This is a genomic window from Streptomyces sp. NPDC048196 (genome assembly GCF_040652715.1).
Classification (GTDB): Bacteria; Actinomycetota; Actinomycetes; order Streptomycetales; family Streptomycetaceae; genus Streptomyces; species Streptomyces siderophoricus.
The window spans coordinates 96,453-111,297 of sequence record NZ_JBEZMM010000018.1 but is presented as its reverse complement, the minus strand read 5'-3'; the positions used below and the strand labels follow the sequence as shown (position 1 = coordinate 111,297).

General features: G+C 73.7%; 15 protein-coding genes. 7 read left to right on the top strand and 8 right to left on the bottom strand.

What is annotated here, in order from left to right:
- Positions 1 to 110: 110 nt before the first annotated feature.
- From AB0E02_RS19775 to AB0E02_RS19760, 4 genes are all read right to left on the bottom strand, one after another.
- On the bottom strand, positions 111 to 1,481 hold the full coding sequence (locus AB0E02_RS19775) for an HD domain-containing protein (protein ID WP_362141055.1): 1,371 nt from the start codon (positions 1,479 to 1,481) through the stop codon (positions 111 to 113).
- The gene (locus tag AB0E02_RS19770) at positions 1,478 to 2,956 is read right to left on the bottom strand and encodes an HD-GYP domain-containing protein (RefSeq protein WP_362141053.1); all 1,479 of its coding nucleotides are present in this window, start codon (positions 2,954 to 2,956) and stop codon (positions 1,478 to 1,480) included. Before AB0E02_RS19770 ends, AB0E02_RS19775 begins: the two co-directional genes overlap by 4 nt.
- Positions 2,957 to 3,237: 281 nt before the next feature.
- Positions 3,238 to 3,627, bottom strand: a complete 390-nt coding sequence (rsrA, locus tag AB0E02_RS19765; protein WP_362141051.1) for a mycothiol system anti-sigma-R factor — start codon at positions 3,625 to 3,627, stop codon at positions 3,238 to 3,240.
- Positions 3,624 to 4,331 (bottom strand): sigma-70 family RNA polymerase sigma factor, encoded by a 708-nt coding sequence (locus AB0E02_RS19760; RefSeq protein WP_362141090.1) that lies wholly within the window; start codon positions 4,329 to 4,331, stop codon positions 3,624 to 3,626. The genes rsrA and AB0E02_RS19760 overlap by 4 nt, the downstream gene beginning before the upstream one ends.
- A gap of 452 nt (positions 4,332 to 4,783) precedes the next feature.
- Between AB0E02_RS19760 and AB0E02_RS19755 the strand changes: the two genes are divergently transcribed.
- The gene (locus AB0E02_RS19755; RefSeq protein WP_362141088.1) at positions 4,784 to 5,359 is read left to right on the top strand and encodes an XRE family transcriptional regulator; all 576 of its coding nucleotides are present in this window, start codon (positions 4,784 to 4,786) and stop codon (positions 5,357 to 5,359) included.
- A gap of 63 nt (positions 5,360 to 5,422) precedes the next feature.
- Here AB0E02_RS19755 and AB0E02_RS19750 read toward each other — a convergent pair whose 3' ends face one another.
- Both AB0E02_RS19750 and AB0E02_RS19745 read right to left on the bottom strand, forming a co-directional pair.
- The gene (locus AB0E02_RS19750) at positions 5,423 to 6,070 is read right to left on the bottom strand and encodes an alpha/beta family hydrolase (RefSeq protein WP_362141049.1); all 648 of its coding nucleotides are present in this window, start codon (positions 6,068 to 6,070) and stop codon (positions 5,423 to 5,425) included.
- Between the two features lie 88 nt (positions 6,071 to 6,158).
- Positions 6,159 to 6,980, bottom strand: a complete 822-nt coding sequence (locus tag AB0E02_RS19745) for an SOS response-associated peptidase (RefSeq protein ID WP_362141047.1) — start codon at positions 6,978 to 6,980, stop codon at positions 6,159 to 6,161.
- Between the two features lie 35 nt (positions 6,981 to 7,015).
- Here AB0E02_RS19745 and AB0E02_RS19740 point away from each other — a divergent pair, with 35 nt between their 5' ends.
- The 4 genes from AB0E02_RS19740 to AB0E02_RS19725 all read left to right on the top strand — a co-directional run bounded on the left by AB0E02_RS19740 (position 7,016) and on the right by AB0E02_RS19725 (position 10,861).
- Positions 7,016 to 7,780: a M50 family metallopeptidase gene (locus tag AB0E02_RS19740; RefSeq protein WP_362141045.1), complete on the top strand. Its 765-nt coding sequence runs from the start codon at positions 7,016 to 7,018 to the stop codon at positions 7,778 to 7,780.
- Between the two features lie 211 nt (positions 7,781 to 7,991).
- Complete coding sequence (gene aroA, locus AB0E02_RS19735; protein ID WP_362141043.1) at positions 7,992 to 9,365, top strand: 3-phosphoshikimate 1-carboxyvinyltransferase; 1,374 nt, start codon at positions 7,992 to 7,994, stop codon at positions 9,363 to 9,365.
- 13 nt (positions 9,366 to 9,378) lie between these two features.
- Positions 9,379 to 10,386 (top strand): ribosome small subunit-dependent GTPase A, encoded by a 1,008-nt coding sequence (gene rsgA, locus AB0E02_RS19730; protein WP_362141041.1) that lies wholly within the window; start codon positions 9,379 to 9,381, stop codon positions 10,384 to 10,386.
- A 151-nt stretch (positions 10,387 to 10,537) separates the two neighbouring features.
- Entirely contained in the window at positions 10,538 to 10,861 is a 324-nt protein-coding gene (locus AB0E02_RS19725) for a multidrug efflux SMR transporter (RefSeq protein ID WP_030413485.1), read from the top strand.
- Positions 10,862 to 10,885: 24 nt separating this feature from the next.
- On the opposite strand, the gene AB0E02_RS19720 is transcribed toward AB0E02_RS19725, so the two are convergent.
- Entirely contained in the window at positions 10,886 to 11,560 is a 675-nt protein-coding gene (locus tag AB0E02_RS19720) for a TetR/AcrR family transcriptional regulator (protein ID WP_362141039.1), read from the bottom strand.
- Positions 11,561 to 11,791: 231 nt separating this feature from the next.
- Here AB0E02_RS19720 and hisN point away from each other — a divergent pair, with 231 nt between their 5' ends.
- Both hisN and AB0E02_RS19710 read left to right on the top strand, forming a co-directional pair.
- Positions 11,792 to 12,595 carry a histidinol-phosphatase gene (hisN, locus tag AB0E02_RS19715; protein ID WP_201801641.1) on the top strand — a complete coding sequence of 268 codons (804 nt, stop codon included), beginning with the start codon at positions 11,792 to 11,794 and terminating at the stop codon, positions 12,593 to 12,595.
- A 219-nt stretch (positions 12,596 to 12,814) separates the two neighbouring features.
- Complete coding sequence (locus AB0E02_RS19710; RefSeq protein WP_362141086.1) at positions 12,815 to 13,216, top strand: CBS domain-containing protein; 402 nt, start codon at positions 12,815 to 12,817, stop codon at positions 13,214 to 13,216.
- Positions 13,217 to 13,354: 138 nt separating this feature from the next.
- Here the strand turns inward: AB0E02_RS19710 and AB0E02_RS19705 are convergent, their stop codons facing one another.
- Positions 13,355 to 14,818, bottom strand: coding sequence for a catalase (locus tag AB0E02_RS19705; protein ID WP_362141036.1), 1,464 nt, complete (start codon positions 14,816 to 14,818; stop codon positions 13,355 to 13,357).
- Between the last annotated feature and the right edge of the window lie 27 nt (positions 14,819 to 14,845).

Genomic DNA, 14,845 nt, shown 5'->3' with positions numbered 1-14,845 from the left:
TCTCGGAGGCCGCTCATTACCCATGGGTTCTGGCACTTCGGGCGGAATTCCGCAAGCGGAGGGAACCGAAGGACGGTACGGGGGACCCGGCGGCCCCGGTGCGGTCCTTCTCACACCTGCCGGCCGCCGCGGGCCAGGACCCGGGCGAGCGCCTCGACGACGCGGGGCTCGTGGTCCTGCGCGGTGGCCAGCCGCAGCCGCTCCAGGGCGCGCAGCCGGCCGCCCGGCCCGCCGGCGCCGCCCGCCAGGTCGTCGTAGGCGTTGACGGTCCGGACGATACGCGCGGTGACCGGCTGGTCCGGGTACGGGTCGGCCTGCCGCTCGACGATCATCGCGACCTCGGCGGGCACCCCGGTCTGCCGGACAACGGCGCCGCCCAGCAGGGCGATCCGGCGCTGTTCGGCGGGCGGCAGCGGCGCGGTGGCACCGTCCGGCACCGGGTCCAGGAGCGAGAGCTGACCGATGTCGTGCATCAGCGCGGCGTACTCCAGGACGTCCAAGTCCGGTTCGGTCAGGCCCAGTTCGCGGCCCACCGCGCGGCTGAGCGCGGCCACCCGGCGGGCGTGGCCGTGCGGGGTGTACCCGGCGATCTCGGTGGCGCGGGCCAGCGAGGCGATGGTCTGGCGGTACGTACCGCGCACCGCCGCGAAACGGCCGAAGGCGAACTGGGTCAGCAGCAGCGGCAGACAGAACACCGGCAGCGCCCACAGGCCGGCGACCGCGGTGGCGAGCGCGATCACCACGCCGGTGGCGCAGACGGCCGTGCCGATGCCGGGCAGCGCCCGCAATTCGTCGCGCAGCAGCGGACAGTACGGCCAGCCGGTGCGGGCGTGCGCCAGAGCGGCGGCGAGCACCGCGTCACACAGCGTGGTCAGCGCCAGCAGGCCGATCAGGAAGAACGGATAGGCCGGTCCGCTCGCCACCCAGCTGCCCAGGGTGCCGGTGTTGTAGAGGGGTTGGAAGCAGGTGGCGGCGAATCCCGTGGTCAGCACCCGGCGGGCGAGCCGGTCCGGCGCCGTGCACCGGCCGCGCGCGACCTGCGGGACGACGCCGATCAGGGCGGCCGCCAGGACGACGGCCACGGTCTGGGGGACGCCGTGCGTCGTCGGCCGGCCGCCCGCCTCGCCGAGCAGCGCGTACGCCAGCGCCCCGGCCGCCCCGAGCGGGGCCGCCGTCCGGTCGTCCGGCGCCCGCCCCGGCCCGGTGGCGGGCGCGGGACCGCAGGCGGCCAGCTCGCCGGCCGCGATCAGCACCCCGAAGGCCAGCGCGATCCCCGGCTGGTCGAGCCCGGCCCACAGGGTCCGGCCGAGGGACCAGCAGGCCAGCACGGCGGCGGCGGTGTGGACGGCGGCGACGACGGCGCGGCCTCCGGGGTGGCGGGCGGCGGTCCGCGGGCCGTCCGGTACGGCGGTGGGCCGGCCGTCGGCCGCCGGGTGGCCGGTCCGCCGGGGGTCCGGGGGCTCTGCCCGGGTGCCGCTCATCGCGGACCACCGCCCCAGCGGGCGCTGCCGGCGGCCCCGGGCACCGGCTCGGGCACCGCGCCGCCCGGCCGGTCACCGCGGTCTGCCGGGGCGGGACCCGCCGCTCCCCCGGTTTCCCCGGCCCGGCCCGCCACCCGCTCAGGCGTGACGTTTCCGCTCCGGGTCGCGCCCGGCCCGTCGTCCGCCGCGGTGACCAGGTCCGGGTCCCAGCCGTACCGGTGCAGTGCCGCCGCCAGTGCCCGCACCATCCGCGGGTCGAACTGCGTACCGGCACATTTGCGCAGCTCCGCCACGGCCACCGGCACCGGCCGGGCCCGGCGGTAGGACCGGGTGGAGGTCATCGCGTCGAAGGCGTCCGCCACCGCCACCACCCTGGCGAACTCCGGGATCTGGTGGCCGCGCAGACCGTACGGGTAGCCGCGCCCGTCCAGCCGCTCGTGGTGGTGCAGGATCGCCGCCCGCGCCTCCCCCAGGAAGCCGATGCCGCGGACGATCTCGTGCCCGTACTCCGGGTGCAGCTCGATCACCCGGCGCTCCTCCGGGGTCAGCGGCCCGTCCTTGCGCAACAACCGGGTGGGCACGCCGAGTTTGCCGACGTCGTGCAGGATGCCGGCGAACCGGAGCGCCTCGGTCCGGTCCTCCGTCATGCCCAGCTCGCGGGCGATCATCACCGAGGCGCGGCCGACCCGTTCGCCGTGCCCGCGGGTGTAGCGGTCCTTGATGTCCACGGCCTGGACGAGCGCCCGGATGGTGGCCTGGTGGGCGGCGCGTTCGCGGTGGCAGCGGTCGAAGACCCAGCACGAGAGGCACATCGGCAGCAGCACCAGCAGCGCGGCCGGCGGCCCGTACGAGCTGCGCCACAGGACGGCCATCATCAGCCCGGCCAGGCCGTGCACGAGGTACCGGGCCTGGCCGCGGGCGAGCAGTCCGCGCCAGGCGGTGCGGACCGGGTGCCGTTCGGCGGCGATCAGGATGCCGCCGTCCAGCGCCGCGAGCACCGCGCAGCAGACGGCCGCGGCTACCAGCGCGGGCAGCAGCAGGAGGGGAAAGCGCGGGGTGGCCGGGTCCGGGTGGCCCAGGGCCCGGAAGGCCGCGGCGGCCGCACCGCAGGCGAGGGCCTGCTCGGCGGCGTGCCATATCCGGCGGGCGGTGGCCGCCCGGGGCCGGACCGGGGCGAGCAGCGCTCCGGGGACGGCGGCCAGCGCGGCCAGTGCCGGCGGGAGCAGGAAGACCGCGGCGAGGATCAGGGGGCTGGTCCAGCCCGTGCCCCCGCCGGTGCGCGTCCGTTGCGGCAGCCGGCGGCCCAGGAGCGGGCAGCGGGGGATCCGTTCGCCCAGTGCGTACAGGGCGGCCAGGGCGAGGGCGGTGCCCCAGGGGGCGCCCGGGCCCAGCCGTAAGGTCCAAGCGGTGCACAGCGCGGCGGCCAGGGCCGTACCGCCGATGTACCCTCGCGCGGCCGCCGGAAGTTCCCGCATCGCGCCCTCCTCACCGTGCCCGCCGGCTCCGCCCCGTTCCCGGGGCGGGGACGGCCCTCGGCACGCCGCATCCGCAGCGCGCTCGGGTCGGTGAGAATAGAGGGGTTGGCGCGCCCGGGAAGGCGCATCAGCGGATCGGGCGGGAGGAATCGCCCCGCCCCTCACTCATTGGGGTGATGTGCCGCGGTCTTCGCCCGCACGGCCGCGGTCCGTGCAAAGTGCGGGAAGTTGATCGAGCGGCGGGGAGTTGATCACCCAGGGGCCCTGCCGGGCCCCGGCCGTCAGGCGTCGGCGGTACGGGGGCCGGCCGCCGGGCCGGAGCCGGCGCCGCCGGTCTCCGCCTCACGCGCCTGCTGCTCCCGCTGGGCCTGTTCGTGCCGGGCCTGCTCCAGGACGCTCACCTCGGGCACGGCCTCGCCGGCCCGGATGAGGTCGATCCGGCCCATGACCTTGGAGCGCAGGTCGCTGGGGACGTCGTCGTGGCCGCAGCAGCGCTTGACGAGCTTCTTGACGGCCTGCTCCAGGCCGTACTTCTCCAGGCACGGCGAGCATTCGTCGAGATGCACCTGGAATTCCGCGCACTCCCCGGCGGGCATCTCCCGGTCGAGATACTCGTAAAGGTGGTCAAGGACCTCTGAGCAGTCCTTCTCGTGCGGCTCTCCGCAGCTCATGATCCCGAGCCTTTCCGGTCGTGCGATTCCGACGTCCGCGCGGCCTGCGGGTCGTCCGCAGTGGCCGCACCCGCCGGAACCAGCCCGCGTTCGCGGGCGTAATCCTCCAGCATGCCGCGCAGTTGGCGGCGGCCGCGGTGCAGACGGGACATCACCGTGCCGATGGGTGTCCCCATGATGTCCGCGATCTCCTTGTACGCAAACCCCTCCACGTCGGCGAGGTAGACCGCGATGCGGAATTCCTCCGGGATCGCCTGCAGGGCGGCCTTCACGTCCGAGTCGGGGAGATGGTCCAACGCCTGGGACTCCGCCGAGCGCAGCCCCGTCGACATGTGCGACTCGGCGCGCGCCAGCTGCCAGTCCTCGATCTCCTCCGCGGCACTGCGCTGCGGCTCGCGCTGCTTCTTGCGGTAGGAGTTGATGAAGGTGTTCGTGAGGATGCGGTACAGCCACGCCTTGAGGTTGGTGCCCTCGCGGAACTGGTGGAACGACGCGTACGCCTTCGCGTACGTCTCCTGGACGAGGTCCTCCGCGTCGGCCGGGTTGCGCGTCATGCGCAGGGCGGCGGAGTACATCTGGTCGAGGAAGGTGAGCGCGTCCCGCTCGAAGCGCGCATTGCGCTCGGCCGCACTCTCCTGCCGGCGGTCGGACATCTCCTCGGCCGAGCCGTCGGTCCCTGCGTCGGTACCGGTGACCGGACCCACCTCCTCCAACACCGTCACGGATCCGGAAGCGGACCCACTCGATTCGGAGAATAGACGACGATCCGGTGCCGCCGCCGCTCCGGCAAGGGCGGGCTGTGCCACCTGCATCTGCGACCACGGCAGGTCAGCGGCCGGGCGGGCCGGGCAAGCGATTCCCATGCGGCGGACTCCCATTCCTCGTGCTTCGCTGGACGTACGCGCGTCCGTACGAAAGCCACAACAGCCGTCCCGGCCCGGGCATTCCCGCTCGGCGCGATCTTCTTCCGGCGGTTTTCCGTCCGGTTACGCGCACGGTTTCCCGTTCCGGGGTTGACAAATGTGGTTGCCGGTTCGGCAATGGGAGCGTGGACGACGACACTGCCGGCACCCCGCCGGACCGCACGGTCCCCGCCCCGGCGGCCGGCGCCTCCCCCGGCGCCCCGGCACCGGCACCGGAACCGGAACCGGACCAGATCTACGACCGGGTCCTCGCCGAGGTGGGGCCCCGGCTGCGGCGGCTCCGGCAGGAGCGCGGGGTGACCCTGGCCGCGCTGTCCGAGGCGACCGGCATCTCGGTGAGCACCCTCTCGCGCCTGGAGTCCGGCGGCCGCCGGGCCACCCTCGAACTGCTGCTGCCGCTGGCTCGGGCGCACCAGGTGCCGCTGGACGAGCTGGTGGGTGCGCCGGAGGTGGGCGACCCCCGGATCCGCGCGGTGCCGCAGCGGCGCGGCCGTATGACGGTGGTGCCGCTGACCCGCCAGCCGGGCGCGCTGCAGGCGTTCAAGCTGGTGATCGATCCCGTCGCCGGCCCGCCGGAGCAGCGGGTCCACGAGGGCTACGAGTGGCTGTACGTGCTGTCCGGACGGCTGCGGCTGCTGCTGGCCGACCGCGACGTGGTGCTGCGGGCCGGGGAGGCGGCGGAGTTCGACACCCGGCTGCCGCACTGGTTCGGGCCCGCCGACGGGACGCCGGTGGAGGTGCTCAGCCTCTTCGGGCGGCAGGGCGAGCGGGTGCACGTACGGGCCCGGCCGCGCGGGCAGGGCGACTGAGCCCCGGCGCCGGCGGGCCCTTGGCGGGTGCGCGGGCCTCGCCGGTGCGGTGCGGGGCCGCTCTCAGCCGAAGAGCCCGTCCAGCCAGACGAGGACGGCGTCGGTGAGGACGGCCATCGTCGCGGCCTCGTCGACGTCCGCCTTCTTCGGGACCGCGAAGCCGTGGTCGCCGTGCGGCACTTCGGCGAGCTCCGTGCCCGGCGGGAACTCGTCGGGCCGGCCGAAGGGGTCCCGGCCGCCCTGGACGACCAGCGTCGGCACCCCGGCGCCGGTCAGCTCGTCCACCCGGGACTTCTCCGGCCTGCCCGGTGGGTGCAGCGGGAAGCTCAGCGCCAGTACGGCTCCGGCGCCCAGCTCGCGGGCCGTACGGCAGGCCACCCGGGCGCCCGCGCTCCGGCCGCCGGCGACCACCGGCAGCCCCGGCTTCTCCAGCGCGGGCCACAGCGCGGTCCACGCCGCGTCCAGGGTCTTCGGCGCCGGTGCCAGCTTCTTGCCGGCCACCCGCCACGGCTGCTCGACCAGCGCCACGGGGTAGCCGCGGGCCGGCAGAGCGGCCGCCAGTGCCCGCAGGTCGCGCGCCTCGATACCGCCGCCGGCGCCGTGGCTCACCGCCACCACGGCCCGCGCCGGCGTCGCCGCGCGGTGCCAGGTGATCCGGGCCTCGCCCGCCGGCGTCCCGACCGTCTCGGTCTCCTTCGCCCCTGTGCTCATACGCCCATCCTGCCCGCGCCGGCACCCGAACGGCACCGCCCCACGCCCGTCACCGGGCCCACCGGGCGGGCGTGGCGGGTGCGCAGCCTCAGAACAGCGTGCCGACCTCCGGCCCGTCGAGTTCGGTGACCAGCTCGGGCCCGTTGTTGCGGACGTTGCTGACGTCGGTCGGTACGGGATGGGCGCGCATCAGGCCGGGCGGCGGGGGCGCCAGCAGTTCCCGCAGCTCGTCGGGGTCGGTACGGCCCGCGTCGAGCCAGGCGTCCCAGCGGTCCGGGGGCAGCACCAGCGGCATCCGGGGGTGGATCTCGGCCAGCGACTGCGGGCCGGCGCCGCCGTCCGCCCCGGCCAGCGGGGTGGTCTCGGCGGCGGTGGTGACGACCGTGCAGGTCACCCACCAGGCCATCGGGTGGTCGCCGGGGAGCGTGCGGTCCCGCCAGAACTCGTACAGCCCGGCCATCGCCATCACGGAGCCGTCCGCGGGCGTCACGAAGTACGGCTGCTTGCGGGGCCGCTTCTTCCGGCCCTGCTCCTCCAGCTCCCGCTCGGCCGCGTCGGTGACCCACTCGAAGTAGCCGTCACCGGGGATCAGACAGCGCCGGGTCGCGAAGGCCCGTCGGAACGACGGCTTCTCGTGGACCGTTTCCGCCCGCGCGTTGATCATTCGTGCCGCGCCGTCGGGTGATGTCGACCACGACGGGACCAGCCCCCACTTCAGCGGCCGCAGCTGGCGCACCGGCCCGTCGGGGGCGCCCTCGCCTTTGAGGGGACGCTCCAGCACCGCGTGCACGGTGGCCGTCGGCGCCACGTTCCAACTGGGCGCCAGCGTCTCCTCCGGCTCCCACTGCTGCACCCCGAACAGGCCGACCAGGTCCTCGGGGCGACGACTCGCTGCATACCTCCCGCACATGCATGCCACACTGCCATGCCACACGAAGGGGAGACATGGAGACCGACCACCTCACCGACATATGGGGCCGGGTCACCGGGTCCCAGCCCGCCCCGTCGCTCTGGCTGGTGATCGCCACGGCGGTGCTCGCCCTGGCCGCCGTCGTCCCGCACACCGCGTGGCGGCTGTCGCGCAATGCGATCACCATCGCCCACGAGGGCGGGCACGGCCTGATCGCGCTGCTCAGCGGGCGCCGCCTGGACGGCATCCGGCTGCACTCCGACACCTCCGGCCTGACCGTTTCCCGCGGCAAACCGACCGGTCTCGGCATGGTGCTGACCGCCGCGGCCGGTTATGTGGCACCGTCCCTGCTCGGTCTGGCCGGCGCCGCCCTGCTGGCGGCCGGACACATCACGGCACTGTTGTGGGGCGCGACCGCACTGCTGCTGGCGATGCTGGTCATGATCCGCAACGCCTACGGCGTGCTCACCGTCGTCCTGGCCGGCGCCGCGTTCCTGCTGGTCTCCTGGCTGACCACACCGGAGGTGCAGGCCGGCTTCGGGTACGCGGCGGTGTGGTTCCTGCTGCTGGGCGGGGTGCGGCCGCCCTTCGAGCTGATGGGCAAGCGGCGCCGTATGTTGCGCGCCGCGTCAGCGGCTCCATCAGGGGTGGTGGTCGGGCGAGGGGCCGGCCCGGTGGACTCCGATCCGGATCAGCTGGCCCGGCTGACCCATGTCCCGGCCGCGCTGTGGCTCGGTCTCTTCCACGTGGTGACGCTGTGCTCCCTGATGGGCGGCGGGCGCTGGCTGCTCGGCCTCTGAGGTCACCGGCGGGCCCCGGCCGTCAACGGCGGCACGGCCCGTACTCCCGCCCGGTATGTCCGCAGCGCCTCATACGTCCGCCGTGCGCGGCCCGTACGTCCGCCCGCTCCGCACTTCCGGCACGCAAGCGCACTACCAGTGCCATGTTTCGGATGGGTTGCGCCACTTTTGATCAAGATCGGCACCCTTGCCCAGCCATTAAAGTAAGGGCATGACCGAGAGCCCCGCACATCCCGCCCTGTGGCCCGCCCCCGTCGCACCCGGGGCCGTCGATGCAACCGTCACCGTGCCCGGCTCCAAATCGGTCACCAACCGCGGCCTGGTCCTGGCCGCCCTCTCCTCCGAGCCCGGCTGGCTGCGCCGCCCGCTGCGCTCCCGCGACACCCTGCTGATGGCCGAGGCGCTGCGCACCATGGGCGTCGGCATCGAGGAGACCGCCTCCTCCAGCTCCGCCGGCTCCGCGGACGCCGTGGACCGGCCCGGCGGCGGCGAGGCCTGGCGGATCATCCCGGCCGGTCTGCACGGCCCGGCCACCGTCGACGTCGGCAACGCCGGAACGGTCATGCGCTTCCTGCCGCCGGTCGCCGCGCTCGCCGACGGCCCGGTCCGCTTCGACGGCGACCCGCGCTCCTACGAGCGCCCGCTCGGCGGCGTGATCGACGCGCTGCGCTCCCTGGGCGCCCGGATCGACGACGACAACCGCGGCGCGCTCCCGATGACGGTCTTCGGCAGCGGCGCCCTGGAGGGCGGCGCGGTGGAGATCGACGCCTCCTCGTCCTCGCAGTTCGTCAGCGCCCTGCTGCTGTCCGCGCCGCGCTTCAACCAGGGCGTCGAGGTCCGGCACGTCGGCGCGGCCCTGCCGTCGATGCCGCACATCCGGATGACCGTCGACATGCTGCGCAGTGTCGGCGCACAGGTGGACACCCCGGAGGCGGGCGGCGAGCCCAACGTCTGGCGGGTCACCCCGGGCGCGCTGCTCGGCCGCGACCTGGTCGTCGAGCCCGATCTGTCCAACGCGCAGCCGTTCCTGGCCGCCGCGCTGGTCACCGGCGGCCGGGTCACCATCCCGGACTGGCCCGAGCACACCACCCAGCCCGGTGACGCGCTGCGTGAGATCTTCACCACCATGGGCGGCTCCTGCGAGCTGACCGACCAGGGCCTGACCTTCACCGGCAGCGGCCGCATCCACGGCATCGACGTCGACCTCGGCGAGGTCGGCGAGCTGACCCCCGGCATCGCCGCGGTCGCCGCGCTCGCCGACTCCCCCTCCACGCTGCGCGGCGTGGCCCACCTGCGGCTGCACGAGACCGACCGGCTGGCCGCCCTCACCAAGGAGCTCAACGAGCTCGGCGGCGACGTCACCGAGACCGCGGACGGTCTGCACATCCGGCCGCGCCCGCTGCACGGCGGGATCTTCCACACCTACGACGACCACCGGCTGGCCACCGCCGCCGCGGTCATCGGCCTCGCGGTCGAGGGCGTGGAGGTGGAGAACGTCGCCACCACGGCCAAGACGCTGCCCGACTTCCCCGCGCTGTGGACGGACATGCTCGCCGCGTCACCCGGCCCGGCCCGGAGAGCCTGAGGGACCGGCCGCCATGCGCCGCTACGGCAAGAACCCCGATGAGGACGACGTCCGCGTCCGCCCCAACCGCAAGGGCAACCGGCCCCGCACGAACATCCGCCCCAAGCACGAGGACGCGGCCGAGGGCCTGGTCCTGACCGTCGACCGGGGCCGGCTGACCTGCCTCATCGAGGGCCGGACGGTCACCGCGATGAAGGCCCGCGAACTGGGCCGCAAGAGCGCGGTGGTCGGCGACCGGGTCGCCGTCGTCGGCGACCTGAGCGGCGCCAAGGACACCCTGGCCCGGATCGTCCGGGTCGAACCGCGCACCTCCACGCTGCGCCGGACGGCCGACGACGACGACCCGTACGAGCGGGTGGTGGTCGCCAACGCCGACCAGCTCGCCATCGTCACCGCGCTCGCCGACCCCGAGCCGCGCCCCCGGCTCATCGACCGCTGCCTGGTCGCCGCCTACGACGCGGGCCTGGACCCGCTGCTGGTGCTGACCAAGTCCGACCTGGCGTCCGCCGACGCGCTGCTGGAGTCGTACGGCACGCTCGGCGTCCCCGCCATCGTCACCAACCGCGACGAACTCACCGACGGCTGCGCCGCCGAGCGGGTCCGCGAGTCGCTCAAGGGCCGGATGACGGCGTTCGTCGGGCACTCCGGCGTCGGCAAGACGACCCTGGTCAACGCGCTGGTCCCGGAGCGCCGCCGGGCCACCGGCATCGTCAACGCGGTCACCGGCCGCGGCCGGCACACCACCACCTCCGCGCTGGCGCTGCCGCTGCCCGGTGACGCGGGCTGGGTCATCGACACCCCCGGCGTCCGCTCCTTCGGGCTGGCGCACATCGATCCGTCCCGGGTCATCCACGCCTTCCCCGACCTGGAGCCGGGCACCGTCGACTGCCCGCGCGCCTGCAGCCACGACGAGCAGGACTGCGCCCTGGACCAGTGGGTCGCCGACGGTCACGCCGACCCGGCCCGGCTGCACTCGCTGCGCCGGCTGCTGTCCACCCGTGAACGACGCGAGGGCGACTGATCTCCCGGATGTCGCTGCCGTCCGCCCGGCACAACTGCATAATCACACCAAGGCTGGCGTTCGTCACCGGCCGCTGACCGCCAGGCGGGGCCCCAGCGGAGTGAGGCTGAAGTCCCGTCGTCACTCGTCCGGCTGACGGAGGCAATGGGACATGGCGTGGCTGCTGGTCGTGGTGGCGGGGCTGCTGGAGACCGGCTTCGCGGTCTGCCTGAAGCTCTCGCACGGTTTCACCCGCCTCCTGCCGACCATCGCCTTCTGCTCCTTCGCGCTCGCCAGCTTCGGCCTGCTGACCCTGGCCCTGCGCAAGCTCGACGTGGGTCCGGCGTACGCGGTGTGGACCGGCCTCGGCGCGGCCGGGACGGCGGTCTACGGCATGGTCTTCCTCGGTGACGTGGTCTCCACCCTGAAGATCGTCTCCATCACGCTGGTCATCGTGGGCATCGTCGGCCTCCAGCTGTCGGGCGGCGCCCACTGACCGGGCGGCTTTCCTGACGTCTCGTCAACCACGCCCGGCCGTGCCCTGTGTGCCGTCCCCGGCCAGCCGCCCGAACGCCCCCCGTACGAGCCGCGACACCGCCTCGGCCTCCTGGTCCCGCCGCGCCCGCTGCGCCGGCACGCGTCCCGGCGGCGCCGTCCCCGGAGGAACCGGCGCGGGCGGGGCCACCACACAGGACAGCGTCAGCCGCGCCGCGGCCTCGCAGGCGGTGCCCAGGGCGGGCAGTTCCTCGGCCGGCCAGTCGGGCTCCAGGGCCGCGACCGCTTGTGCGCAGAACCGGCCGACCAGCTCGCCGGGCGCCGGCTCGGCGGCCGCCGCGGGAGCCGGCAGCCGGTCCCCCCAGCAGCCCGTCAGTGCCGCCTTGACCAGGGGGTTCGCCCGTGCGGTGCGGAGCGTCCAGGCGGCCGCGGCCACCACCCGGGCGGCGCCGTCACGGCGTGTGGTGGACTTCCCGGTGCCGCCCCGGGCGAGCACCCTGGCGACCCCGGCGAGGTAGTTGTCGGTCTCCCGGCGCACCAGGGCCCGGGCGAGCCCGTCCTTGCTGCCGAACTCGTTGTAGAGCGTCTGCCGGGACACCCCGGCCGCGGCGGCGACCTCGACCATCCGGATGTCGGACCAGGGCCGGGCGGTCAGCGCCGTGTAGGCGGCGTCCAGCAAGGATTCACGCGCTGCGGGCATCCGTCGCCTCCCCGGCCGCCGGCCCAGGTGGCCGGTTTGCGCACAGAATTGAGGCGGCGTCAGGGGCTGTCAAGGGGCGTCACGGCGTCCTCGTCCCGGCGTCGGGGAACCGGTCCGCCGTCGGGGCCCGAGGGGGCGCGGCGGGGCCGGCACCCGCCGGACGGAGGGCGTCACACGCCCGCCGGGCATGGTCGTGTGGCCCGCAGGTATACCAATGGATACTGTTCGCACATGCCCGACTATCACGATGATCTTCGCCTCGGCCATGTCCTCGCCGACGCCGCGGACGCCGCCACCATGGAGCGCTTCAAGGCGCTCGACCTGAAGGTCGAGACCAAACCGGACATGACGCCGGTGAGCGAGGCCGACAAGGCCGCCGAGGAGCTCATCCGCGGCCAGCTCCAGCGGGCCCGGCCGCGGGACGCGGTGCTCGGCGAGGAGTTCGGCAGCGAGGGCGCCGGACCGCGCCGCTGGATCATCGATCCGATCGACGGCACCAAGAACTACGTCCGCGGCGTGCCGGTCTGGGCGACGCTGATCGCGCTGATGGAGCGCGGTGAGGGCGGTGACCGTCCGGTGGTCGGCATCGTCTCCGCGCCGGCGCTCAACCGGCGCTGGTGGGCGGCGGAGGGCCTGGGGGCGTTCACCGGCCGCAGCCTGACCTCCGCGACCCGGCTGCAGGTGTCAAGGGTCGGCCGCATCCAGGACGCCTCGTTCGCGTACTCCTCGCTCACGGGGTGGGAGGAGCGCGGCAAGCTGTCCGGGTTCCTCGACCTGAGCCGGGACTGCTGGCGCACCCGGGCGTACGGCGACTTCTGGCCGTACATGCTGGTCGCCGAGGGTGCGGTGGACATCTGCGCGGAGCCGGAGCTGTCGCTGTGGGACATGGCGGCCTGCGCGGTGGTGGTCAAGGAGGCCGGCGGGCAGTTCACCGGTCTGGACGGCAGGCCGGGCCCGCACAGCGGCAATGCGGCGGCCTCCAACGGTCTACTGCACGAGGACCTGTTGAGCTACCTCGGCGACGCCGCCCACTGACCCGCCGGGAACGCCCGCTTTTCTGACGGCTTTTGTCCGCCGCACACCGCGCTGACCTGTGACGCAGCGCCTCCAGGGGCGGGCGTTCGGACATCCGTCCCACACTTGCCCCTTGTTACCGCGCACGACGGCATGTGAACATGAGAAACCCCAAGTTTGTGAACTTGTGAATCCGTTCGCAAGGCACATTCACCAAGGAGGTGGCTCCACTCCATGCCCATGTACGTCAAAGACGCCATGAGCACGGTGGTCCTCACCATCGGTCCCGCTCACACCCTCCGTCAGGCGGCCCGGCTGATGGCGGCCCGCCGCATCGGCTCGGCCGTGGTCCTCGACAGCGACAACAGCGGCATCGGCATCCTGACCGAGCGCGACATCCTCAACTCCCTCGGCGCGGGCGAGAATCCCGACCGGGAAACCGTGCACTCCCACACCACCCCGGACGTGGTCTTCGCCGCTCCGGACTGGACCCTCGACGACGCCGCGGACGCCATGGTGCGCGGCGGCTTCCGCCATCTGATCGTGCTGAACGACCACGGGCCGGTCGGCGTGGTCTCCGTCCGCGACATCATCCGCTGCTGGTCGACGGCCGGCGTGCGGGCCGGCGCCGTCCCGGCCTGACTCCGGGTCAGATCGGCACCCGAGGAAGCGCCGGGCCCTGGAGCCGGGCGCACGAAGAGGCCGGAGCCCAGTGGCGTCCGGCCTCTTCGGCTGTTACGGCAAGCGGCCGCCGAGCGGCCCCGAGGGGCCGTTCGGTGATCAGCCGCGCAGGGCCTGGACCGCGACCTGAAGCCGCTTGCCGTAGTCCGCGTCCGCCTTGCGGAAGTTCTCGATCGCCCGCTCGGCGATGTCGTCGCGGGAGACCTTGGCGAGGAAGCCCGCCAGGTTGTCGATCAGGCGCTCCTTCTCGTCCTCCGTCATCAGGCGGTAGAGGTTGCCGGCCTGGACGAAGTCGTCGTCCTCGGCGTGCGAGGGCGCCGCCTGCTCACCCGTGGATCCGGTGACCGCAGCCGGCTGCCACAGCGGCAGACCGGTCTGGGCGGGACCGCCGAAGCTGTTGGGCTCGTAGTTCTTCTGCCGGCCGTGGCGGCCGTCGTAGAGCGCGCCGTCCCGGCCGTGACTGCGCGCCTCGGTGGCGTGCGGGCGGTTGACCGGCAGGTGGTCGGCGTTGATGCCGACGCGGTAGCGGTGCGCGTCGCCGTACGCGAACAGCCGGCCCTGGAGCATCTTGTCGGGCGACGGACCGATGCCCGGCACGAAGTGGTGCGGCGAGAAGACCGACTGCTCGACCTCGGCGAAGATGTTCTCCGGGTTGCGGTTGAGCTCCAGCTTGCCGATCTCGACGACCGGGTAGTCCGCGTGCGGCCACACCTTCGTCAGGTCGAACGGGTTGAAGCGGTAGTGCGCGGCCTCGGCGGCGGGCATGACCTGCACGCCGACGGTCCAGGTCGGGAACTCCCCGCGCTCGATCGACTCGCGCAGGTCCCGCTGGTGGCTGTCCGGGTCCTCACCGGCGAGCGTGTTGGCCTCGTCCTGGGTGAGGTTCTTGATGCCCTGGTCGGTCTTGAAGTGGTACTTGACCCAGAAGGCCTCACCGGCGGCGTTGTTCCACTGGAAGGTGTGCGAGCCGAAGCCGTCCATGTGACGGTACGAGGCGGGGATGCCGCGGTCGCCGAACAGCCAGGTCACCTGGTGGGTGGCCTCCGGGCTCAGCCCCCAGAAGTCCCAGACGTTGTCCGCCTCCTGCGAGCCGGTGTACGGGTCGCGCTTCTGGGTGTGGATGAAGTCGGGGAACTTGATGGCGTCCTTGATGAAGAAGACCGGGGTGTTGTTCCCCACGAGGTCGTAATTCCCCTCCTCCGTGTAGAACTTCAGCGCGAAGCCACGGGGGTCACGCACCGCGTCGGCCGCACCAAGGCTGCCCGCGACGGTGGAGAACCGCAGGAAGACCTCGGTCTGCTTGCCGATCTCGGAGAGGAACGCGGCGCGCGTGTACGGCGTCACGTCGGCGGTGACCGTGAACGTGCCGTACGCGCCGGCGCCGCGGGCGTGCACGATGCGCTCCGGGATGCGCTCGCGGTTGAAGTGCGCGAGCTTCTCTATCAGGAGCTGGTCCTGGATGAGGCCGGGGCCGCCGATGCCCGCCGTCTCGCTGTTCTGGTTGTCCGCGACCGGAGCGCCGGCCTCCGTGGTCAGCGGTCCGGTGGTGCTCTCTACCGACACGTGCGCCTCCTGAAACGTCTCTACACC